Origin of the sequence: Alteromonas sp. S167 (genome assembly GCF_036864375.1) — a bacterium.
Lineage (GTDB): Bacteria > Pseudomonadota > Gammaproteobacteria > Enterobacterales > Alteromonadaceae > Alteromonas.
In genome coordinates, this window is sequence record NZ_JAZETR010000002.1 from 176,930 (window position 1) to 200,437 (window position 23,508).

16 protein-coding genes and 2 pseudogenes are annotated in these 23,508 nt (G+C 38.6%); 9 read left to right on the plus strand and 9 right to left on the minus strand.

The genetic code is table 11. The annotated features are described in order from the left end of the window. Window positions 1-77: 77 nt before the first annotated feature. The gene (locus V7R35_RS04045) at window positions 78-845 is read right to left on the minus strand and encodes a S1 family peptidase (RefSeq protein WP_334013423.1); all 768 of its coding nucleotides are present in this window, start codon (window positions 843-845) and stop codon (window positions 78-80) included. 196 nt (window positions 846-1,041) lie between these two features. Here V7R35_RS04045 and V7R35_RS04050 point away from each other — a divergent pair, with 196 nt between their 5' ends. From V7R35_RS04050 to V7R35_RS04060, 3 genes are all read left to right on the plus strand, one after another. Further along, the gene (locus V7R35_RS04050) at window positions 1,042-1,860 is read left to right on the plus strand and encodes a PEP-CTERM/exosortase system-associated acyltransferase (RefSeq protein WP_334013424.1); all 819 of its coding nucleotides are present in this window, start codon (window positions 1,042-1,044) and stop codon (window positions 1,858-1,860) included. Between the two features lies 1 nt (window position 1,861). Continuing rightward, the gene (locus V7R35_RS04055) at window positions 1,862-2,713 is read left to right on the plus strand and encodes a ThiF family adenylyltransferase (RefSeq protein WP_334013426.1); all 852 of its coding nucleotides are present in this window, start codon (window positions 1,862-1,864) and stop codon (window positions 2,711-2,713) included. Window positions 2,714-2,873: 160 nt separating this feature from the next. Beyond that, complete coding sequence (locus V7R35_RS04060) at window positions 2,874-3,818, plus strand: THxN family PEP-CTERM protein (RefSeq protein ID WP_334013427.1); 945 nt, start codon at window positions 2,874-2,876, stop codon at window positions 3,816-3,818. A 727-nt stretch (window positions 3,819-4,545) separates the two neighbouring features. Here the strand turns inward: V7R35_RS04060 and V7R35_RS04065 are convergent. Next, window positions 4,546-4,803 (minus strand): annotated as a pseudogene (locus V7R35_RS04065) (transposase); the annotation flags it as partial. A 349-nt stretch (window positions 4,804-5,152) separates the two neighbouring features. On the opposite strand from V7R35_RS04065, the gene V7R35_RS04070 reads away from it, so the two are divergent. Next, window positions 5,153-6,706: an asparagine synthase-related protein gene (locus tag V7R35_RS04070; RefSeq protein ID WP_334013428.1), complete on the plus strand. Its 1,554-nt coding sequence runs from the start codon at window positions 5,153-5,155 to the stop codon at window positions 6,704-6,706. Between the two features lie 365 nt (window positions 6,707-7,071). After that, window positions 7,072-8,988, plus strand: coding sequence for an asparagine synthase (glutamine-hydrolyzing) (gene asnB, locus V7R35_RS04075; protein WP_334013429.1), 1,917 nt, complete (start codon window positions 7,072-7,074; stop codon window positions 8,986-8,988). Window positions 8,989-9,543: 555 nt separating this feature from the next. On the opposite strand, the gene V7R35_RS04080 is transcribed toward asnB, so the two are convergent. The 4 genes from V7R35_RS04080 to V7R35_RS04095 all read right to left on the minus strand — a co-directional run bounded on the left by V7R35_RS04080 (window position 9,544) and on the right by V7R35_RS04095 (window position 14,298). Beyond that, the gene (locus V7R35_RS04080) at window positions 9,544-11,262 is read right to left on the minus strand and encodes a right-handed parallel beta-helix repeat-containing protein (protein WP_334013430.1); all 1,719 of its coding nucleotides are present in this window, start codon (window positions 11,260-11,262) and stop codon (window positions 9,544-9,546) included. A 78-nt stretch (window positions 11,263-11,340) separates the two neighbouring features. Then, window positions 11,341-12,609, minus strand: a complete 1,269-nt coding sequence (locus V7R35_RS04085) for an O-antigen ligase family protein (protein ID WP_334013431.1) — start codon at window positions 12,607-12,609, stop codon at window positions 11,341-11,343. Continuing rightward, window positions 12,599-13,159 (minus strand): arsenate-mycothiol transferase ArsC, encoded by a 561-nt coding sequence (locus V7R35_RS04090; protein WP_334013432.1) that lies wholly within the window; start codon window positions 13,157-13,159, stop codon window positions 12,599-12,601. The genes V7R35_RS04085 and V7R35_RS04090 overlap by 11 nt, the downstream gene beginning before the upstream one ends. 2 nt (window positions 13,160-13,161) lie before the next feature. Further along, complete coding sequence (locus V7R35_RS04095) at window positions 13,162-14,298, minus strand: glycosyltransferase (protein WP_334013433.1); 1,137 nt, start codon at window positions 14,296-14,298, stop codon at window positions 13,162-13,164. A 101-nt stretch (window positions 14,299-14,399) separates the two neighbouring features. Here V7R35_RS04095 and V7R35_RS04100 point away from each other — a divergent pair, with 101 nt between their 5' ends. Next, window positions 14,400-15,566 carry a carboxylate--amine ligase gene (locus V7R35_RS04100; RefSeq protein ID WP_334013434.1) on the plus strand — a complete coding sequence of 389 codons (1,167 nt, stop codon included), beginning with the start codon at window positions 14,400-14,402 and terminating at the stop codon, window positions 15,564-15,566. 1 nt (window position 15,567) lies between these two features. Continuing rightward, entirely contained in the window at window positions 15,568-16,554 is a 987-nt protein-coding gene (locus V7R35_RS04105; protein ID WP_334013435.1) for a polysaccharide deacetylase family protein, read from the plus strand. A gap of 158 nt (window positions 16,555-16,712) precedes the next feature. Here V7R35_RS04105 and V7R35_RS04110 read toward each other — a convergent pair whose 3' ends face one another. After that, window positions 16,713-17,633: a glycosyltransferase family 2 protein gene (locus V7R35_RS04110; protein ID WP_334013436.1), complete on the minus strand. Its 921-nt coding sequence runs from the start codon at window positions 17,631-17,633 to the stop codon at window positions 16,713-16,715. A gap of 847 nt (window positions 17,634-18,480) precedes the next feature. Between V7R35_RS04110 and V7R35_RS04120 the strand changes: the two are divergent. Then, a pseudogene (locus V7R35_RS04120) lies at window positions 18,481-18,618 on the plus strand (integrase core domain-containing protein); the annotation flags it as partial. Window positions 18,619-18,740: 122 nt separating this feature from the next. Continuing rightward, complete coding sequence (locus V7R35_RS04125) at window positions 18,741-19,154, plus strand: helix-turn-helix domain-containing protein (RefSeq protein ID WP_334013437.1); 414 nt, start codon at window positions 18,741-18,743, stop codon at window positions 19,152-19,154. A 179-nt stretch (window positions 19,155-19,333) separates the two neighbouring features. On the opposite strand, the gene V7R35_RS04130 is transcribed toward V7R35_RS04125, so the two are convergent. Both V7R35_RS04130 and V7R35_RS04135 read right to left on the minus strand, forming a co-directional pair. Then, the gene (locus tag V7R35_RS04130; protein WP_334013439.1) at window positions 19,334-20,278 is read right to left on the minus strand and encodes a glycosyltransferase; all 945 of its coding nucleotides are present in this window, start codon (window positions 20,276-20,278) and stop codon (window positions 19,334-19,336) included. Window positions 20,279-21,497: 1,219 nt separating this feature from the next. Then, the gene (locus tag V7R35_RS04135) at window positions 21,498-22,964 is read right to left on the minus strand and encodes a lipopolysaccharide biosynthesis protein (RefSeq protein ID WP_334013440.1); all 1,467 of its coding nucleotides are present in this window, start codon (window positions 22,962-22,964) and stop codon (window positions 21,498-21,500) included. Window positions 22,965-23,508 lie beyond the last annotated feature (544 nt).

Here is a 23,508-nt window from a genome sequence, read left to right on the forward strand (position 1 = left end):
TATTACTGAAGCTATCCTAGAATATTGTCACATAATCCTTTACAAACAAAACACTTAATTGCTGGAAGCGTATTTTATTATTGGAGTTCTATTCCATGTTGTCGCGCCAAATTCAACACTTCCACAATTGGGATTGCATAAGTGATACCACTAGGATTTGAGAGAACCGCCTCTTTTGTTTCTTTAACGAAAACTTTATTAACGACACCAAAAACTTCTCCTGAGTCCGCTACATATACCGGGCTCCCCGAGTTTCCAGGGTAAGCCACTATATCTAGCTGATATACCATGAGTGGATCATTAAGTCGCGCGAGAAAGGTTGAGGACATTTCAGAACTATGTTGAGCAGGTTTAATATTTGGCGTCCGTGCCGCCACTATCCCCTTATGAGTCGCTGGGTAGAGGCCCAATACTGCCCCTATTGGATAACCCGTTATCGCTATTGTAGTACCGTCATCAACGCTTTCCATTGATGTATACAGATCTACTGCAGGTAATTCAGCGTCTATTCTCGCGATTGCAATATCATACTTATCATGCACAAAAACATCACGAATTGGGATCGTAGTATAAACATTACCATCGCGGACAAAAATCACTCGATGAAACTTCTCCTCATGCGGATGCTCTGCGTTTATTACATGCTCATTTGTTACGATATACTTACCATTTCCAACAACAAAACCAGTTCCAACAAGCTGGTTTTCTACAGTAGCGAGTGGAACTTTGAAACCTACTCCAACTATTGACGGCTTCAGTTCCCTGACTACATCAACTAATGGCTTCGCAAATCCATAGGGGGCAAGAACGAAAAAAAATAAGAAAGGTTGCAAGCGATAAAACATAGTCTGAGGTCTTTTCTGATTAAGAAAAACATAGTTAATAACAAAAAACCGCTCAATACCACATTTCCGTTCTCTGATAGATTGCAATTAACACAAAAAGCTGTGCTATATTAACATATATTTCGCGATACTAATGTATAAGGTGCGTACGTTGGAGCTTCTGAAACCAAATAACCAATTCTTAGGACCTGTTTTGATGAACAATCCCCTAAGTATTGTTGCCAGCAAAATGAAAAAAGTAATGACTGGATACATAAAGCTTCAAGAAGCAAAACAGATATCTAAGCACTTTTCAGACTATTTAAGACCGGTTGTTGCCGATACTGTTGAAAAAAAAGAACAAGTTTTTAATATTCGTCATCAAGTCTACTGCCAGGAACTCGGGTTCGAACCTGTTAGAGAAAACGAGCAGGAATTCGACGAATTCGATACATTTTCAACACACGCGATGATTCAACATCTCCAAACAGGAGGTTTCGCCGGAACTGTTCGGGTAGTTCGTCCATTAGAAGACTATCAGCAATTGCCAATCGAGAAATATTGCCTACATTCAATTACACATAAAACGCTTAATCCTGCAAACTTCCAACGAGCAGAGGTTTGCGAAATAAGTAGGTTAGCGGTTCCCGAAAGGTTTAGACGAAGAAATTCAGATAAGTTTGCAGGGGCCGCAACTGGTGCGATTGATACCGAAACATATTCAGATACAGAACTTAGATGCTTTCCCTTTATCGCTGTTGGTCTCTATATGTCTGCAGCGTCAATAGTGATATCAAAAAAAATTCCTCATACTTATGTGATGATGGAGCCAAGGCTTGCTCGCAGTATGGGGTTCTTAGGTATTAAATTTCAAAAAATTGGACCTACTGTCGAGTATCACGGTTTACGAGCCCCCTATTACATCAACCCATCGCTTCTAATGGAAAGTTTAACACCAGCTTTCCGTAAAATGCTAAATGATATTCAGGTGTCGATCGAAGCACAAAAGCACTTATTCGGAAATAAGAGTTCATAAAATGTTTAAATACGAAGACGCTTTTTCACGAAACATTGGTTGGGTTACAGAAGAAGAACAAGCACTACTAAGAACCAAAAAGGTGGCAGTTGCTGGGGCTGGTGGAGTTGGCAGCCTTCACATGTTGACTCTAGCTCGCTTAGGTATACAGCACATGCATATTTCTGACTTTGACGAGTATGAGGTACACAACTTCAATCGACAGTTTGGCGCACTAATGTCGACAGTGGGTAAAGCAAAAGTGTCGACAATGAATACAATGATACGAGACATTAATCCAGACGCCGCAGTAAAAGAATTTGATGGTGGTGTTGATGAAGGTAATGTCGATGCATTTCTGGAAGGCGTAGATATTTATGTAGATAGCCTAGATTTTTTTGCTCTACATGCCAGAAAGCTACTGTTCTCCAAATGTTACGAAAAAAATATCCCTGTCGTCACCGCCGCACCTCTAGGTATGGGGTGCGCCTTGCTATGCTTTTTGCCTGGTAGAATGACATTTGAGCAATACTTCCGCTTCAACGATAAGGCAACGGAAGAAGACCAACTCATACAGTTTTTAATCGGGTTATCGCCAGCGATGCTACAACGCAACTACCTTGTTGACACTAGTACTGTAAACTTTAAGAAACAAAAAGGCCCCTCTACTGTCATGGCGGTAAACCTATGCGCAGGCATGGCCGAAACATATGTTTTGAAAATATTACTTAACAGAGGCAACATTCTTGCAGCACCATATGGTATACATTTCGACGCATACAGAAATGTTCTAAAAAAAACCTGGCGCCCATTTGGGAATAGAGGTTTAACATCGCGGTTAATGTTTAATATTGCGAAAAAGGCTGTGCAGTAGGCCTAAAGCTTAACACCAAGCGTCGATTTTTTTTACACCTACACTTTCTTTGCCTTCCTTAAAGAGCAAAAACCTTAAAAAAACAAAGAATTATAAAAACGGCCCGAAAAATGCTTTCAAATAGTAGACACCACATAATGCCTATCAAATAGGGACGAATATGAAAACATTTAAGATTTTAGTTGCTGCAGCAGCAGTAAGCGCGAGCTCAGCATCATTTGCAATGCCAACTCTGATAACAGAGTGGGATTTTTTTAATGAGGCTGGTTGGATAAATTGGCAACCGTCGACGGCCATTACTGCCTCTGGACAGTCTGATGATGGACTTGGTTCTATTCTGTCCACGGGTCCTCTATCAACAGATTTGTGTTGGGGTAGTCCGTCAACGAGTAGTGGACAGAGCTGTCTTGACATAGACTCGCCGAAAACACAGAATTCTACACAGTCTTGGGACGAAAATGGCATCTTCCAAGATATTAACGGTGGCTCTGCTCAAGGGAGAGTGCAAACTGTAGCGGCGAACACCTCTTATGAATCAGGGTTTAAGGACGGAACATCTATACGCCATAGAAACTTTATAATAACCGGTGACTCCCTTGAGAATGTAACGTTAGTTGATGGATTGCAGTTGCAAGGGTTCTACAATACAAACGAAACCACGGGCTCTGTACTCGCTCCTGAACTTGAATTTAGTATAAACTTCAATGAAACTAGAAATAGTGGGGATAGCACAGGGGCGTGCCCATTTGGTCCTAACTCCGGAACCGCAGGCAGCATAAACGAAAACGGGTGCGCAGACATCTTCACAGTACTAGGTTTTCAAGGCGGAAATATTCTTGCCCAGGGCAGTGATTTTATTGATTTCTCGGTAGATTTTGTCGTTAATGGGTTGGCTCCAGACATTCACAAACGTTACGAACTCATCACGCGCTTGAGTGGATTACAAACAATAGCGGGAACCTTCGGTTTTGCTACGGAAGAAAATCAAGTGAATGTGTTGAGTGCACAGCTTGCCGTTCGAGCTATTCCGGAACCTTCAACCGTTGGAGTACTTGCTCTCGGATTAATAGGCCTAACATTGGCTGGCAGACGTAAAAAGTCTTAGCTAATGATTACAAGTGCTAAAAAGGGTTAGTACTTTATTTAGTCAAAAAGCCAGACGAACTTCTGAAACGGCCCCCAATAGTTGGATTCACCAATTAAAGGGGGTTTTATGTCTAAATACAACAGAGCATTTAGATTAACATCAGCGCGACTTGCGAAAGAGATTAATTCAAGGAATTTAAAGCCAGAATTTGAAGTACATTCCAACCAGATCGGTTATTGTATCCCAGTATGTTGACTCAATTGTGAAGAACGTTTTACTCACCAGCCACCTCCCTACAAATGTAAGTTTAAACCCAACGAGTTAAATACTATGAGGCGTAACAAATGGCCGAACGGTTACACTAATGCGTCTTTCGGTTTATCCTCACCAGGCATGTTATTCCAATGACAAAAGCCGTATGCTTTTGAGGGTATATCCCGTCTAAAACCGCAGAGAAAACGGAGACCTCGCGTCAATGATAACTCTTCAACTCTTAAAACATCATCAGAGATGACCGAAAAAGAGCTTAGAGAAGTGCTCGAATATTTACATGCAGAGAGCGCTTCTTGAAAACAGTTAGAAGCCTTGGCTCAAGCCAGAAAGAAAAAAGCAAAGACAAACGTTAGTTGTCGAAGGAGCTCAAGGCAAAATACAGCTTACGATACTTACTAAAGATAATCGGACTTCCCAAGAGCCTGTATTGCTAACATAGTAGTATGCTAAATAGCTCCTGCTGGCGTTACCACTTTTTTGAAAGCACTCCCTTCATCACTTCCACTTCTAAGAGCTTGTCAGCAAGCATCTTTTTCAGCTTGTTGCTCGCAGACTCAAGCTCTTTTAAGCGCTTGGCTTCGTTAACTTCGAGACCCGCATATTTACTGCGCCAATTATAAAATGTGCCTGATGAGATACCCATCTCTCGGCAGATGTCGTCCACCTTTGCGCCAGCCTCATGCTGCTTGATGGCCTTGATGATTTGTTCTTCGCTGTAACGTTTCTTCATTTTGAGATCTCCATTGTCTCCAGTTTATTCGAAATCTCATCAATGTCATGGTGTTATTTTTGGGGGAAAGGTCACCACAGTGTTTCTGAATCTGTTCGTAAGTCATTTGCTCTTTTTCTAACTAATTTACAACTGCTAATTTAAATGCAAGCGAATTATTTCCTTGATTACGCTTAGTTTTTGATTGCTTTTCACTCTCCAAGAAGTTTGAAAAGTATCAACGCTATTTAAGCAAGGTCATGATATATTCTAACTATGTCTATGTAGACTTTTTTGTTTTTCAAAACCTATTATGTGTATTACGATCGAAATCAATACCTCAGCTACTTCAGAAAAGAGAACAGTCAACGTGACGGCCCCTTTTAACTACACTTCTTCTCTAGTCAAAGGCGCAAAACTCTTTTATACACGTTTGCCTTTAAAGTATTCCGCTGAACAAGTGTTGTTGAATATGATGAATAAAGATTATTCATTCATAGCTCAGTGTGAAGGAAATTTTATTATTGCACTGGTACATACAACATCATCTGGCGAAGCAGTCACACTGATAAAAGATCGCTTCAATAGCCAAAGAGTTCTCTACGTACAACGCGGAAACAGACTGCTCATCAGTAATTCATCGAGCGTATTTCCTGTAAAGAAAAGTGAGATCAACTATACAGCGCTTTATCAAGCATTTACATCAAGAATTTTGACAGAGCATGCGCTTCAAAAGGACGTGAATGTTGTTCCATTAAACCATGGTCTTTATTATGACGGAAAACAACTAGATTTGATTGAAGTTTTAAAATGTGAATTAAAGGTTTTAGAATCAACTAAAGCCCTAAGCAACGAAGAAGCGTTGGCTCTGATTAAAAGAAGCCTAAACCAAACGTACCGAGCACTAGACGTTGATACACCTATAGCCGTGCTTCTCAGTGGTGGTGTAGATTCATTTATTCTAGCGGCGACTGCCCAACAATATTTCCGCAACATATGCGCTTATACTCCAACTTGGGATGATGGTAAAAACCCCGAACTAGCAAGAGCAATTCGATTTTCTGAGCAGCTTGGAATAAAGCATCGCATTATTAAAGTAACGTCTTCAGATTTTATCGATGCTTTCAAGGAAACAATAAGCGTAACAAAAGTACCGAACCGTAACTACAGCTCCTTAGTTTTACATAGATTATTCGATAGTATTGAAGAAGTTCACATACTATACGGCGAATATGCAGATAGTCTCTTTGGAAGCTCTTTAATAAAAGGTGGGATACTAGACTCGAAGTACGCTAGGCTCTCTAAACTTATTCCTAAATTTCTATTTCCGTATGAGTTTCAAAAAATGCTTAAAAAGATAGAAAGAAACTCTCCAAATACCTTATATCAAATTGAAGAAGTAGATGATAGCCCCATTAAACAATGGACCGTAGAGAATAAAATACAAGTTGACTTAATGCCCACTATAAAAGTTTCAAACGAAGAATTTTCCAGAATAAACGGTATTTCGCAAGCGCTTCATAACAGCTGTGCGCAGCATATGCAGGAAATTGAAGCTAGTGCCCAGCTAAAAGAGAAAGTAATAATTACCCCATTCTACAACCAGAGAATGCTAAACATCTCAAACAGGCTAGATGAATATCAAATGTTTGGTAAAAGTGGCCTTCGAATAAGCAAAAACTTCAAACAAGAAACTCGGATAGAAGTTAAACCTCTGTTGAAGCAGCTAGCTAGCGAGTACATCGATAGAGATGCGATATACCTTAGAAAGCTAGGCTTTCCAACGCCTTTTCACGTTTGGGTCAAAAGCTTTGAAAAAACCTTAACTGGAGAATTAAAAGAGAAGGTTACTTCTGTTGAGAACATTGAGACCAAATGGTCAATAATCAATCTTTACTATTTAGTTGAAAAAGACATCCAATAATTGATGTTGCGTTTGTAGGTTGGCTCATATGTCTCTCAATGAATTTTTTTTATAACTTTAGATTCGAGCATGGCGAAGCTTATAATATCCCCCTAATGGATAGTGAAAAGCTAGAAGAATTCAAAAGAAAATCTGTCTAGTAAAGTCTGGTCGACTGATAGTTAAACCCGCAATGCGCTTGGACCCATGTTGTTGGTTTTTTTGAATGAATTTAGAGCTTAGCTATTAATACATGATCGGTTACTATTTTAAATGAATGGCCGAAGAGTAAACATAGCTTTGTGTGTATATGCAATTTTAATTCAATAGTCTGCTGTTTAGCACGTCTTAGTAAATAGTAAATAGTAAATTAAAGGAAAATAAGTGTGTGTGGAGTTAATGGAATCGTTTCTTTCGGAAAACCAAAAGATTTCAACCGTAACATTAGTCGCTTGGAAGATATGAACTCCTCGATTGCTCACCGCGGTCCAGATGATTCAAGTATATTGGTTAAGGCTGGGAAAGTCTTTTTAGGGCATCGACGGTTAGCAATACTCGATACCAGAGATATTGGCAATCAACCAATGGAAAGCCGATCAAGTCAATTCACTATTGCTTTTAATGGTGAAATCTACAATTTCAAGAAATTAAAAGAGCTAGTTAGTGAATATCCTTTTCGCACAAACACGGATACAGAAGTTATTTTAGCGCTTTGCGAGGAGTTTGGTGTCCTAAAAGCAATCAACAGACTTGAAGGAATGTTTGCACTAGTTATCTACTCCCAGAAAGACAATGCGGTCTTTTTAGCCAGAGATCAGGCAGGTGAAAAGCCTCTTTACTACACTTTTGACCATAGAGAACTTATTTTTTCTTCGGAACTTAAGGGGGTATTAACTGGTGCGGGTAGAAAATTCAGATTGAATAGACTGAATTTAGGAAACTATTGGCGATATGGTTATTTTATTGATGATCAAACCCCGTTAGAGACAATAAAAAAAATTAAAAAAGGGAACATTGTCAAAATTACCCTTGAAATTCCTCATCGTGTTGAACTGTTAGAGTACATAAATCGAGAAAATGAAGAGGAGGGAAGAATAGTTAAGCCATTAGATCAGCATCTTAAAGCGGCAATCCATAATAGCATAAAAGCACAAATGGTTTCGGATGTTCCTCTTGGGACTTTTCTATCCGGTGGCATTGATAGTAGCTTGGTTACTGCAGTTGCCCAAAAACACTCATCCCAACCACTTGAAACCTTTACTATTGGCTTTGAACAGCGAAATTTTGACGAATCGCCATTTGCCGAGAAAATAGCGGCTCACGTAGGGGCAAAAAGTAACGTAATAAAACTTAGTGAGTCAGACCTACTTGATAATCTTTTCCCTTCTATTGATGCCTTTGGTGAGCCTTTTGCGAACCCATCTGCGGTTCCAAACTTCATACTAGCCAGAACAGCAAGGCAAAAAGTCAAAGTTTGCCTTTCTGGTGATGGAGGAGATGAGTTGTTTCTTGGATATAACAGATATTACCCTGCCTATAAAATATACAACAAGCTAAAATCGCTACCAGTGCCCTTAAGTAGTATTTTAGTTCATCTGATTTCTACAGCGAAACACTTAGATGTAGACTCACTGGTGGGATATATAGAGAAGCTTTCGGGCAAAAAATTCGGTGCAAACTATAACGATAAAATACAAAAATTAAATTGCGCATTATTGGCCAAAAACTCACAAGACTTTTATCTGCGGCTTATTTCTATTTTTGACGACCAATATAATGAAGATATCCAAGGTGAATTGTACAACGGTAGAGCTTTTGGATTCGAGACCTCTTACCTCAAAGCATCTTCACTTTGGGACCAGATGTATTATTTGGTAGACGACTGTCTTTTCAAGTCAGATAGAATGTCAATGGCGTCATCATTAGAGGTAAGAGTCCCCCTTTTAGCACGAGAGGTTATGAATATTGCAAACAAAGCTCCCTTGGAATATCGGATAGGAAATAGCTTAGCAAAAGCACCATTAAGAAGAATGTTGTACGAATTAGTTCCTAGTGAGCTTATCGAACGTCCTAAAATGGGCTTTTCGGTGCCAATTGCTAGTTGGGTTAACGGACCACTTAATAAAATAATAAGAGAAACTCTTTGCGATGATTTTGTTAATTATGTCGATGTTATATCAAGCGAGGTAGTCAACAAACTACTTTTGGAAGACGATAGTGACCACAAAAGGGAATTAAAGCTGTGGGCGGTGTTTGTTTTTCATCGCTGGGTAAAATTAAATATAGACCACCTAGAGCTATAAGAAAGAGACACTGAACTTGCTTCTTAAAGCTTCCAGGTGTTTAGTTGACTGACTCGCTACCTGAATTACCATAAACAACAAACTATGTTCCCTGGCTTCAGTAACGATTTAAACAAAGTTCAACATTGCGTTTGAACTTATCGTGCAGCTTAATGGCATTGGCGTTCGTAATTTTACGCCCAGCGACTTTCGCGATTACACAAACTGTCAATTGAGCATTGGAATTCAACACAATCATTCTTATCGCTCCTCAACTGCACAAAAAACACCTAAAAGACACGGTTAAAATAACCGTTCAATTCCCTTATTATGAGCGACTACGACAGAAGCGCGCAGTTATTAAAGTATTTTAAAATTGATTGGCGTTCAAAACTAAGATCGAGCTCGAATCAAACTTGAACTAGCACGCATTTCGTTAATGCGTCTTTTCAGACATTCCTCGGACTCGATAATGATACTATTCGTTGAATCTCTGTTTCCTAAATTGATATAGGTTGTTAATCAACAATTAGTCACAATCTCAATCAACCTATTGTTTTTGTTTTGCATATTTTTCTAATTCCCTACTTCAAACCCAACTTTACCAAAATATTCCTCTTTAAAAACTTTCTTAATCGAGCCATCATTTTCAACAATTATAAGGTCATCTATACTAGACACAACATTGTCCCGGGTTGTTGTCATATTGCTTAGCTCCCAACGACGCAGATTGTTTGTTACCACTACATTAGAGTCAACCTGATACTTATTAATTCCAGGAAATCTTATCCAAGCAGAACCATTGACAAATGTATTCCTGTAAATAAACGAGTTGTAAGTTTCGCCTCCCCACGTATTTTGAATTGCCCAAAGCAATGAAGGGCTATTGGTTTTTGGAGAAGCGAGCACTATTCTGTTCCAAGCTACTTCGTGATTGTTAGAAATTTCAGGAGACTCTTTACCATAACCCACGCATATACCTCCACCTTCAATATTTTCAAATGCGTGGTTGTTTCTTATTGTTACGTAACCTGTTGTACCTTTGGCAAGGAATCCACAATAAACATCGATGTTAGAAGCTAAGTTATCTTCAATCAAAACATAACTTGAGTAATAAATATCAATAAGAGAGCCATTAAGTCTACCATCATAAAAGTGCTGATGTCTGTTTCCTTTGTAGAGTATGTGCTGTTTTTTCGAGCCTTTTCCTGAAATAAACACCCCAGCTGGATTATCATTTCCAATAATTCCCGGCCCGTGATGGTGAAAACTGTTGTTCCACCATGTTGCTCTGCTTACATCACCAATAGCCCAGAAAAAGTGAGCATTTTTAACGTCTTGTCTAGAGTTGTGCCAATTTAAATTCGCTATGAACATATCTTGTAACTGCCCAACGTCAGTGATTACTTTCGCTTTTGACGCATCAATATAGGCTTTTTCTCCGGGAAAGCCTATCAGGCTTGGTGTTTTTGACGAAGAGTCCAGTCTCAAATTGCCATTTGTTTCTTTTGACCCTTTAAGCTCATAGTTTCCTTTGCGAAAAACCACTATTTTATTGTGAAACGTATTATCACTTCGGCTATTTTTGTACCAATCAACAACGTCTTCTAAAGGTGCACTAATTGTTCCTTTTTTCTCTCCATTCCATCCATCTTGGATAAATACAAAGCGGTCAGTGGCAATATTTACTGACCAAAAAATATCTAATGTATTATCTTCTTGATCAGTGACCTTAACATGAAAATGCGCAACGCCTCCTTGTGTCGTTGGTTGCCATTCAATTATACCGTAGGAGCGTTCTCCTTTAATATTGCCTATACTGGAACCCTCTGGGCTGGTTATCAATTCGTATTTAAATGGCCATGAACCTCCTTGTATACCGATTGGGATTCGATATTTCATTTCTGGGTGTGCCCAACGATGACGCGCATGTTTCTGTGTTTCGTTATCAGGCCTTGGATAAACAAGATGCATAGGCATCTGACTGGGGTATGGTTCCTCTATCTTGAAAGGCTTATCTATAGGCTCGTGAGTTACCTGTATTGGGCTCGAACTAACTGTACCTGCACTATAACTTTCCGTGTCCGCTTCTTCAAAGCAAGCATTCAACGAGGTCAGGAAAATTAAAGCTAGAAAAACTTTTTTCATATAAATCCAACATCTATTATTTTTGATAACTAATATCCAATATCCCCCTGCGTAAGCAAGTCGAATATTTCTATATAAGTCATTATTAAACCTGACAAAAGACTCTTCGCGTGCCACTATTTTAGTGCCGACTAAATGCTCTTGCATAAGCTATTGAGTGAAGCTTTCCGCGATACTGCTATCTAGAGTTGCTTCCTTTTGTTTTTTTAATCGTCAACTAAATGATTATTGACGTGATTTTATTGAATTTGTAATACCTACTTGGATGCCAAGACAAATCCATAGGAACGGATAATATCCTACCGATACAAATTGACCAGCAATAATAAATCCAATTATGGATAGCCGATTTCCTTTCCAAATTGCATATAAAATTTTATCTGACACAGAATTGATCTGCTTTAACGGGAACCGATAGGTGACGCTCAAAAGTAGAATTCCAACATAGAAAAAGAGAGATAGAAACCCACCATCAGTTCCAATTTGAACAAAAATATTGTGAGGTAATTGAGCTGATGAATAAAGGATATCATGCCGATAATATGTGTTGTAGTAGGGAACAAAGTTGTAGAAGCCAACACCAAGAACAGGGTGGTCCTTCATCATCTCCCACCCGTTTTTCCAGTACAACTGCCTTTGAATTGAGGTCTTATCTTCCCCTATCTCAGAAAATCTTTGTTTCTGTTCATCGGGTAGAAAATTAAAGCCCAGCCAAATTACTATCGCGAGTAAGAGCAGAGACTTAGGCTTGTAAAGCTTTTTCCAAAAAATGATAACAAGTTGTACTCCCAAAGCTATTTGCGCTCCTCTACTACTCGCTCCTAAAATGGTTAATGCAGGGCAAATTGTGGCTAAGAATAGAACTATTTTTTCCAGCTTGTTGAGGTCTTTAGCGTGATATCTAAATAAGTAATAGCCTAAAGGGAATAGCGTAAGCATAAGTATTGCTAGCTCTCCTGAGTTTTGGAAATAGCCCGGGGGCCCAGTCAAGCCCCAGGTGGTAAAAGAAAAACCACGAGACACCCATATTCTCGTTGTACCGAAAGCAATTTTTAGTGAACATAAAAATATAACTAAAAAGAAACTGTAAAAACGCTCTCTGTTGGTCACTATCGAAGATACTAAGAAAAAAACGATGATCCACTGAATAAAAAATTTGTAATTCCTTTTACTAGAGTCGATGTCAAACGCAACCAAAAAAGACAGATGAATACTTACGGCAAACAGTAATATAACTGTATGGAGCCGTGTCCAATTCATATCCGCCTTCTTGTCTGAAAACACGGAGACAAGAGCAACGCACAGAAAGAGCTGGGCCCATGGCAAAAAGTCAATAATTGGGAAGATAGATTGCGGTCTGAAGTATTCTACAAACATGTATGCACTGATAGCTTTAAACGCAAGTGATTCAGACTTGAAATACGCCCACAGTGGCTTGAGCTTTAAAAACCAAAAGTTTTCAACCATATACCCTTTCGACTGCTTACTGCGCATTTATCAGCCTCACCAGCCTTTTGGTTGCAACACTAATCTGCTCCATACACAAATAAAAAAAAGCATTATTCGTATTGTAGGGGTCGTGTATATATACGTTATTGTAATCAGTTAAAAATCCGAGCAACAAAAGCTTGACTTCTGGAAAAAGTTCACGAAGCTCTACTAAATGCTTTGGCTCCATAACAATTAACAAATCACCAGCCATTGGCTTGTATTCTCTTATATTTTTTGAGCGATGTTCGGTTACTTCTAAATTGCGTTCTAATCCATATGCCACCGTTTTATCAAAAGCAGGGTCGTTACCTCGACAGTGTAAGCCGAAAGAATCTGAGGGAAACTTTTCTTTTTCGGCTATTAGATGGCCTAAAGCACTTCTGCAGATATTGCCGCTGCATACAAAAATCAACCGTTTAGTTTTTTCTATATTTTTTGGTTTAAACTTATTAAAAGCGCCAAAAAATTGGAGACCGCCAAACAATAAGAATCGACAAAAACCTTTTTTCGACCCAAATTTATCTGCCAAAAAATTTAAATTTAAAAAAAACATGACTAGATCTTGCCTTGACCAGGAAATGATACATCAATCGCTTTGTAAACTTTGACGTAAGCTGACAGCATAGCGTTTACTGAAAATGATTCTTTGATACGCATACTCGCATTTTTATTGTAATAATTTGCCTTTTCGTTGGTTTTTAACTGTTCAGCGACTCTGGCAATGGCGGTAGCAATTGCACTTGCTGATACTTCTACTAAATGCCCTTGCGAGGGTTGGTTGATAATTTCTTCCGGCCCCCCACATCTGGTAGCAATAACCGGAAGTCCTGTTGCCATTGCTTCTATAGTACTTATTGAGAACCCCTCATTATCTGATGTCAGCACGAACGCATCTAAATTACTTAAATATTCAGGAGTATTTTCTACGAAACCTATGAAATATATATTGTCCAGATCATACTCTACAATCATTTTGTCAAGCTGAGTTTTTAACGTTGCTTTTGGATCCCCAGCTATACAAAACGCCACTTCGACCCCTTGTTTCTTCAGAATGCAGGCCGCTTTTAGGAGTAAATCGTAACGTTTAGATGGTCTTACATTACCCAAAGCACCAAAAAGAGGTGTAGATATTGAAATATTAAAATGCTTTTTTAAACGCAAGGTTTTTTCTGTGCAATAAATCTCTGGATCAACGCCATTGTAGATAACACTCGTTCTGCTTGGCACAAGTAGATTTTGTTTACTAATCGCTTTTTTCAAAGACTCGCTTACAGTCACAAAATGTGAGATCCCGTGTTTCATAAACCAGAGCTTTACTTTTTTGAAACGTTCATTGGGAGATACATCAACCATACCGTGATAGGTGGCGACAACAGGAACTCCACTTAACAACCCTACAATAGAAGCATAAACATTCGCTCCCAACAGATGGGATTGGATAATATTCACTCTATATTGTCGAATGATTGAAATCATTTTTAGAATGAATCTGAGATTAAAGCTCCCTTTAGAATCTATTATTACTGGCTCTATACCGTGTTTTCGGAGTGACGAAGCAACATAACCTTCCCCTCGCACCACAGCTATGCTGTTTAATTCGTTATTTCGGAGCCTTGAAGCCAATTTAATGAAGACATCTTCCGCACCGCCAGGGCCGGTTGTATCGATTAGGTGAAGAATTGTGTATGCCATGAAATCGCGCTATCTCTAAGCTGATGTGTATTCGTAAATTCCCTTGTAGAAGAGCATAACAAGTAATATCCTTGATGCATACTAAACATATTATAAAGATCATGGAAAAAAAAGTTGTTTTAGTTTTGGATGCGAATCAAAGAAGCGCCTTAGCTTCTACAAGGTCTTTGGGGAGTCGCCCTGATACTACTGTAATCACATGCGACTGCACGTCGGAAGCATTAGCTGGCAATTCGACATATAGCAGCTTTTATCTGAGTTGCCCTGATCCAAAACACGATGTTGATGATTTCGTATTGTGGATTATCGAAACAATAGAGAAATACAACATCACTTGCTTATTCCCAGTGACCGAAATAAGTAGCAGAACGTTACTAGCACATCGAGAAAAAATTAAATGTCAGTTACCATTTGCTTCACTAGAGACCGTCGTTTCAATTAGTAATAAAAATGAACTTATGAAATTGGCAGAGTTAAATAACGTTCCTATTCCAGCAACAAGTTACTACGACAATGCACATTCACTCGACATCAATACACTTGAATACCCTATTGTTATTAAACCGAGCCTTTCGCGCGTTTACGTTGAGAATAAGTGGATAGAAACAAAGGTGCATGTTGTTCAAAATAGTGCCCAACTTAGCCACGTGCTTTCTCATAGTCATTACTTGTTTACGAGCCCTTTTATGACGCAAGAGTTCATCGAAGGCCACGGTGCTGGTATTTTTACTTATTATCAACACGGCAGCGTAAAAGCATTTTTTGCGCACAAAAGGCTACGAGAAAAGCCGCCACGCGGTGGTGTTAGCGTGCTGAGTGAGAGTACTGAAGTGGATGAAAAGATGCGTGATTTTGCGTCCAGGATATTAAACAGCGTTAATTGGCATGGTGCAGCAATGATAGAATATAGAGTGGCGCGAGACGGTACGCCCCACTTAATGGAAATTAATACTAGGCTTTGGGGGTCTTTACAGCTAGCAATAGACGCTGGTGTCGACTTTCCGTCTTTATTACTCGATGGCGAGGACGGCAAGGAGTTAACCCCAATCACAAATTACAAAAAACGTATTCAGTTGCGCTGGCTTTTGGGCGACCTTGACAACTTATATCTAACCTTGAAAGACCCTGTTTTTAGTCCCAATGAAAAGTTAAAACGTGTGTTGCAATTCTTCACTCCTAAAATATTTAATAGGAAGCATGAAGTAAACAGGCTTAGCGACCTAAAACCATTTCTTTATGAACTCAAAAAGTACGTAGGAATTTCGTAAAATGCTGAGTGAGATTAAAAGACTAGTAAAAGCTCCACTGGAACTTTTCGCTGGCACCATTGGCTGGAAGCGTTTGCAGAAGAAAGAAAACACGCTTGTAATCTTAATGTACCATCGAGTCTTACCTGAGTATGATCCAAGGTTTGATAACGAAGAACCAGGAATGATTGTTACACCGGTTACCTTCGAGATGCACCTAGGTGTATTAAAAAGCACGAATGCACCTGTAATGACTGTTGAGGATTGGGTTTCCTTGCCATGCCACAAACGACCAAAGCTCGCATTCGCGCTTACTTTTGATGATGGTTGGCTAGATAATTATGAATATGCTTTTCCTTTATTGAAAAAGTTTGATTTTCCAGCGACCCTGTATTGTGTAACCAATTTTATTGGCAAACCATCACCATTCTGGCCAAACAGGTTAATGCGCCTATTAATGAGCGACACCAATTTTAGCGACCCACAATATAAACAGCTATGTGAATTATTACCTGCCCCTCTAAGCAACAAATTAAATAAAGAGCAAGCAGCAACGATAGTTGCGTATTTTAAACAATACACCGATGAACAGATATACTCCGCCTTAGCTCCGATTAAAGACGAACGCACTCAAATTGAAATGATGAACGTGGAACAAATTATTGATTCACAAAATAACTATCGAATCGAAATTGGTAGCCATACGAAGAATCATTTTAGGCTAAAGGGTAACCTAAAGAAGAGTGAGCTTTATGAAGAGATAGTGGCATCAAAAGCTACACTTGAAGGTCTTGTTGGCAAGTCTACCGATGGATTTTGTTTTCCTAACGGCGACTTCTGTAACGAAGCTATGTCACTAGTAGAAGAGCATTATAAGTACTCAGTTACAACTTCTAAAGGGGTAAATTCCTCGCAAGACAACAATCATTCTTTATATCGGATTGGTATACATGAACATGTTTGTGATTCAGAAATTAAATTTAAATCGAGACTAACCGGCTGGACGTAATCATGAACTCAAGCTTTTGGGCTGAGAGCCTTTCGACACTGCATTCATTTCTCAGGAAGTACAACACTTACAGTAAACCACCCTATTTCAATGTAACAGTAAAATTATTGGTATATGACAATCTTTCTTGAACCTATAGGCAACAAGTCGAGATCAATTTATTTTGTCAAAAAAAGCTTTGACGTTGTTGACAAAACACCTGCTTTTAAAAATAAGAAAATGTTTCTTTTAGTGATTCTGCACCTAATGGATTTCCAAAGCATTCGGTATGCCAAATCATACTCCTTCAATGCTAGGATCTCCGACCCCCAATTTTCATAAATGAAGCTTTGCGCGTTGGCTAATACAAGAGGGTTGATTTCAAATTCTTGATTTGCCTGCTCCAAGATTTTAATATGATTTTTGTACGTATTTGTGCCTCTTGTTCGAGCACTCTCTTTTTGAATAAACACAATTCCTAGTGTTTGTTCAATTCGACAGACTTGCGAATGTTGACTAAGCCTAATCCAAAGATCAATATCTTCCCCTGTATCTAGAGAAGTCGAAAAAAAACCGACTTTATCGAGTAACATTCTATCAACAACTACACCTGGAGTACCAAGCCATGGCATTGCGATGATGTCATCCTTAGACATTAACTCTACATGAGTTCGGGGGTCAAATATCGTTTGTCCTGCAGGTTTATCTCTTTGAAATTCTGAACAAAACTCTTCATTGACCTTTTTGAGCTTATGAGAAAACACCTGCACATCCGTATGTTCTTCTATCGCTTGTCTGACAACTTCAAGCTTTTCTGGATACCAAAAATCGTCGGCATCTAAAAACGCAATATGGCTCCCTGTCGCGTTCTCAATACCAATGTTTCTAGCGGAAGCCGGCCCTTTATTTTCGTTACTAGTTATAATCTCAACTTGCTCTCTAAACTCTTGAAGAATTGCAGGGCTAGTATCTGTAGAGTGATCATCTACTACAATGATTTGCGATGGTGAATATGTTTGCAATAAGACCGATTTTAATGCTCGTTCAAGAGTTTTTTCAGAATTGAAAACCGGGATAATTACTGTAAATGAGATCGGCATTTAATTATTCTCTTCCCTGCATTAAGATTATCAAAGCTGGGAATGAGTATATATTTGTATTTGGGCCTTGACAATCACTCTATTGTGCAACAACCCAATTGTTTTGACCGATTATAAAAGAAACATGAGTTCGCGTTGATTTATAAAAAGAGTCTTCAAATCAACCGGCCCCGAATGCAGATAATAAGTGCGCCATTCTTGGTAAGATGGTGAGATGAGAACAAGGCCTGTTGGTTTTACTCTATAATCGCCAAATACAAGAGTAATTACTATGAGTTACAAGTAGTTGTTAGAAGGACAGCAATACTAGATAGAGGCTCTCTTACGCAAGGGTTTAAGTTGAAAGGAAGTAGACAGTAGGTATAAACGGTTGAATATAAAACAACTTGATTTGTCGCTTACTCGACCATCCCACCAATTGATTTGAAATGTATTCTGGACCATTATCTCATCGCTGCAGGGTTCCGTTACTATTAGATTTTCCTCTCCAACGACTGGATAACGTAAGCACTTAGCATCGAAGGTAGATTGACTACATTTGATTAGATTTTATCGGAACACTTGGCGCAGCCGGCATGCACTGTTGTACGTTTTTTTGGTTTGACACCAAGACAACCACTCACTTTTAACCAAAAATTAGCTCCGTCCCAAAGTCATCTCCCAACCAACCCTGTCAGTTCGCTTCACGTTCTGGCTTTTGTTAAGATGTCAACGTGCTAATTTCAAATAGAATCTGCGTATTATCAATGCATCTTCTGCACCATCACATTTGCGAATGCGGCAGTCATCCCCTTTAAACTTGATATCCAATATCCAATGAGCCGTTATTCCCACTTACCAGTGCGACATGAATCAGCATTGGATTAGAACAATGGACGCGGCAAGATACGAAGTAGATTTATGGCGTGAGCGTTACAACCATGTTCGGCCACATAGCTCACTAAATTACCTGCCGCCTGTTGAGTATGCGAAACAGGCAGCATAATATGAAAAATCTCATCGAAAGAGTGGCGCTAGTTCAGGGGAAAGGTCAGTAAATATAAGCGGTTTGAAGCTTACTTCGCCGGACGCAAGCTACAGGTAACAGAAGTTACTGAGCCTGAAAAATTGTCGTCGGATGACAATGAGATCCAGAAGAAGCTTGAGGTTTTAGCGTTGGCTGACAGGCTTGGAAATGTGGCAGAAGCATCTCGGCTTAGTGGCGTCTCCCGCGATACGATTTACCGCCATCGTAAACTGATAAAACAAGGTGGAATCGAATTCTCACTGGCTAACCCACATCTAGGACAATCCAAGGTGTCACGGCTGCTCAAATCTGAAAGAAATGTCGACATACACGCTAGCGGCGTTCGAAATATTTGGCTAAGGGAAAACATGAGTACCACTGCGTTACGGCTAGCAAAGCTTACCGAAGCGCGGCAACATTGGTGGTGTGATTACGTCAAAATCGCTTGGTACTTATACCGTCAGTATCCCTTGGTAATCACACTGGTACACCTAAATGCACATCAACTTTTTTAGCAGAACATCGAGAATTTTTACACCCCGATACGGTTTCATACATACTTCGGCTATATGAGTTGGAGTCGGTATAAGTTGGCAGCAATAAAAGGAAAAACCCTTAACTGGGTTAGTTAACTTTGACTGCCAATTCATTGAGCTAATCACATTGGAATACGAATCCTTATATCCTCTATTACTTAGCTAGTTTTTTGTTTAGATACTTTGTCAAATAATACTATGAAGATTGACAAAACTCTCCCTGAAAAATAAAAGTAATAGATGAAGAAGTTTATGCTTAGTGGTAGTAATTTTGAATGTGCATACTTATGCCATGTAGATAATGCTAGAAGTGTTACCAGACTTACAATAGATGCGCCAATTAACCATTTTAAATTAGCTAACACTCCGAAGATAACGCCTAAATGGGCAAGTAAAAAGCACACACTTGTTATCGCAACTTTGGATTGTAAAAAAGTGTTTATGTCTATCAAATCACCTTTACCATGCCAACTTTCTCGCTTTATAAAATCTCTTAAGGTATTCGGGAATCCATAGTGGATAACTTTTAGCTCAATATTGTTTTCAATGATAATGTTCAGACTTTTTGCACGTTGACAAAAATCATAATCTTCACCTGTCTCCAAAGCTTCATTAAAGCCATTAATCTTGTTAAATGTATTTTTGCTGGTAATCAAGTGCGCGCTGCCTAAATGTGACACTTCTCGCTTCTTATAAAATTCCTCAAACCAATATTTTTCAATAAATTTGGCAGGTGATGGGACCGCGGCTTGTGAGCCAGTTAATAAAGACTCTGTCAACACTCTTTGCTTTATAGGGTTAAAAGCTAAAAACCACTGTTCAGTTAACTCTATATCGGCATCTAAAAATATAAATATATCTCCTACTGCTTGTTCTGCGCCTAAATTGCGCATACGAGCGATAGATGCTTCACGGTTAATGATAACTTGAGCACCTAACTCCTCCGCTATTATTACTGTATCATCGGTGGAGCCATTATCAATAACAATGATTTCGCGTTCTTGTTCTTTAAAAAAGTGCTTAATACTGTTTAAACAGAGCGATAAATGTTTTTGTTCATTAAATGCAGGAATAATGAAGCTAATAACAGGATTGGCGTGCATAAGACCCCTAAAAAAACCTCTGTACTAATTACAAAGGGTTTGTAGTTTAATTACATAAGTCTAGCGTTATCTATTTTAGAACAGCATCGACAGGTTTATTGGAAATTTTGAATAGATCGTAACTAATATATATAGTGTCTGTATAAAAAGCGTTTACTCCGTATAACCTAAGCAAGCCTATGTTAATAGTTAAGACTCAGTTTAATTTTTCATATTAGCAATGATTTTTTCATCCTTCCATATTTGCTTCTCAGCATCATTCGATGCTGCTAGTGTAAACATCTCAATATAAGCAACAATTTAAACTCAGTTGTAATGATTATCGGTGATCAGCAAATTTTTATCACTACCGTAGTTGGATCAGTTAGTTGTCTACTCTGAACTATTTCGAATAAGCCATGAACCAAAACTAAGGCAACCGGGACTAGTCGACCAATTTTCACGAAAGCGAGGAGTTCTATATATCGCAAGACTCTTTTTGTTACTCGAAATGTCAACACGGTGACAAGGTTCGGTATTTACGTAAAGTTTATACATTATCCATATTTCAGCTTTTTATGGATATCACATCCGCAGTTCATAAAATGATTCACTACCAATACCGTGATGGGACATTTTAATTATAATAAAAAATCACCTGATTTTTTGGCTGCTGATGGACGTTGGCGCGAGTTGCGTAAAAAAGAACACCCAACATAGAATTTTGCTTGAATCGCCCTCGAATTTAAGTCCTGATTCAAAAAGCTTATATTTCGCAAGGGTGATGCTAAACGTCGAACTTAATGAAACAAACCACGAATTCAAGTCCGAAGTGTAACACTTGCAAAATACAGCTGCTCCGCGTAGTTGATTAGATGTGGTCTAGTTGAATTGACCACATCAAGTGCCAAACAATATGAGCCCTCATTGGGTTGCTATTATGATGAAGGTATTGGGCTAGTGAAAATGTTCGTTGAGAATGACATGAACCTGAATCCGTTTCGCTACGTGTTGTTCGTTTAAGCAACAAAAAGCGCGATAAGGTCAAAATACCCTATTGGGATAAAGACTCATGGTCCGGTGAGTTGACGTGAAACTCACGGTTGAGTACGTTATCGAACACTATATTCTCGTTGTCACACTAGAATCTTTGTCGACTGTTGAGTTTGTAGAACAGGCTGTATAACATAGAGAACTTGATCGAGTGATTGGTTCTCCTTTCGAAGATAGTTCATTTTCTTCAATCACTCAGGACACGTTCTCTAAAAAACTTCACTATACTAAATCTAACATTTTTCTTACTGAACAACGATACGATAACTGCAACGGCAAAAATCAAAACACAAGATAACTGTATATACAACTGATTTAATTGAAGTTTATATGTAATTGACCACTCTAAAATTAAAATTAGATAGATAAGAGTTAAAAACACTCCTAATAAAACTATAGTTAAAGAGATGTCCTGAGAAAAAAATTTCTGGCCACAAAAATAAGTAATCAAAAAGTCAGCCGCTCTAATTAACATAAGAGAAATAACAACGCCCTTTATTCCAAAAAAGTATGCGGATGCGGGTACAAATAATGTCACCAGTGAAGCGTTAAGCAAGACGATTTTAGGAATTAATTTTGTGGCTCCGAATTTTAGTAACGGAAACCGCACAAAAAGACCAAGAGCAGCGAACAAAGACAAAACACACAAATAGGGTATTAGATACAGCGCATCAAAGTAAGATGGGTCTGCCATTAAAGAAATTAATGTGGGAGAAGATAGGGATATACAAACAACTCCGGTTAACATGATACAAAAAATGATGGTAAACGCTGTTCCAAACTCAGCGCTAGGCGTTGTTGATGTATCGTACACTTTAAATCTTTCAACCTGCCACCATTGGTTGAACGGTTGCCATACAAGTACCGTGAGTAAAGAGCTAAATTTTAAAGCAAAATGGTATAAGCCCAGCTCCTCCAAAGAACAAAAAAATTTTATTATAAAGTTAGTCGCAAGCGTTATGTATATAGAAAAAAAGCCTGCAGTCCAAAGCGGCCAACAATACCTCCAGAGGGATGATATAGTTCCTATGACAAAATATAGACCTGTATTACACAAAGTATACGCACCTAAAAGTAATGACATTATCGAAGAAGAAATAATCGATGCATATATAAAACCAGCTAATCCCTCTTCCAAATAAACAATCAAGTATATATTCGAAGATAACTGAAGTAGTAACTTAAATATCGAGGAAATAAAAAAGTAAAAAGGCTTCTCTCTTAACCTCAAATAGATTAGAGAATACTCTTCAATGGAGCTAGTGGTTAGCGTAACGCTAAAAAACGCTACTAGTGTTGTTAATTCGCTGCGTTCAAAAAGATAAATGGATATTATTTGTGAGCTGCTCGCAAAGCCAATTGAGCCTAAAACGCTGAAACTTGCAGTAAATAAGAGTGCAGTCGAAACCAGAGAGGCTCGTTCTTCGAAAGTCTTCAAATCATAGTAAAATTTAGGTAAAGCTGCACCAAACCTTGCACCTAAAAACAATTCATAAACGCCTAAAATAATAGATAATAGCGCTATCACACCATATTCTTCCGGCTTTAGGTATGATGTATAAACTGGGAGCATGATAAGTGATGCCACTTGCCTGATGATTGTTCCGGATGTGTACCATACGATAGGCCTTGAATTTAAAGAAGATAACTGCATTTCGAAATTGCTTTCCTATAAAAATAAACAGCATATTTGAGCCACCCTTTCTCGATTCACTACTAAATAGCAGTGGAATTAAGAAAAGCATCATTGGAGAATTAAACTTCAGGTTTTCAGTATCGTCATAGAGCATAAGTTTAACATTTGAAGCTAGGCAACGCGCCTTACAATTTTCTATATCTTGAATAAATTGTGACAAGTAATTGAAACTAAAAAGCTTGCTAGATAAGAAAGTGTTACGATATGGCAACATTGTCACTTTGACCACTGCTTACTGTGGCAGTTATTAGCCAATGTTTCCCTGCGACCAAGAAGTTCCAATTTTTTGTGAGCTTTACTTCCATTTCTAAAATTTACCTCGAGTGAATAATTTAGGGGTATGTTATTTTAATATAGTTTCACAGCCGAGGAGTTCATAGCCGCGACAAAATGCGACGACTGGCTCTGTCATCATAAATGACTTTTCCCGCCAATATATCAATTAAATAGGGAAAGCAGTCGTAATTGAAATGAGCTAAACATTTTGTATTACCTTTAGAGA

Bases quoted from the DNA above. Each gene is read 5' to 3' on its own strand.
- V7R35_RS04090 (WP_334013432.1), bottom strand. From the start codon at position 13,159: ATGTTTTTTTTAAATTTAAATTTTTTGGCAGATAAATTTGGGTCGAAA.
- V7R35_RS04055 (WP_334013426.1), top strand. From the start codon at position 1,862: ATGTTTAAATACGAAGACGCTTTTTCACGAAACATTGGTTGGGTTACA.
- V7R35_RS04100 (WP_334013434.1), top strand. From the start codon at position 14,400: ATGGAAAAAAAAGTTGTTTTAGTTTTGGATGCGAATCAAAGAAGCGCC.
- V7R35_RS04045 (WP_334013423.1), bottom strand. From the start codon at position 845: ATGTTTTATCGCTTGCAACCTTTCTTATTTTTTTTCGTTCTTGCCCCC.
- V7R35_RS04130 (WP_334013439.1), bottom strand. From the start codon at position 20,278: ATGCACGCCAATCCTGTTATTAGCTTCATTATTCCTGCATTTAATGAA.
- V7R35_RS04095 (WP_334013433.1), bottom strand. From the start codon at position 14,298: ATGGCATACACAATTCTTCACCTAATCGATACAACCGGCCCTGGCGGT.
- V7R35_RS04135 (WP_334013440.1), bottom strand. From the start codon at position 22,964: ATGCAGTTATCTTCTTTAAATTCAAGGCCTATCGTATGGTACACATCC.
- V7R35_RS04110 (WP_334013436.1), bottom strand. From the start codon at position 17,633: ATGCCGATCTCATTTACAGTAATTATCCCGGTTTTCAATTCTGAAAAA.
- V7R35_RS04105 (WP_334013435.1), top strand. From the start codon at position 15,568: ATGCTGAGTGAGATTAAAAGACTAGTAAAAGCTCCACTGGAACTTTTC.
- V7R35_RS04085 (WP_334013431.1), bottom strand. From the start codon at position 12,609: ATGCGCAGTAAGCAGTCGAAAGGGTATATGGTTGAAAACTTTTGGTTT.
- V7R35_RS04080 (WP_334013430.1), bottom strand. From the start codon at position 11,262: ATGCAAGAGCATTTAGTCGGCACTAAAATAGTGGCACGCGAAGAGTCT.
- V7R35_RS04060 (WP_334013427.1), top strand. From the start codon at position 2,874: ATGAAAACATTTAAGATTTTAGTTGCTGCAGCAGCAGTAAGCGCGAGC.
- V7R35_RS04050 (WP_334013424.1), top strand. From the start codon at position 1,042: ATGAACAATCCCCTAAGTATTGTTGCCAGCAAAATGAAAAAAGTAATG.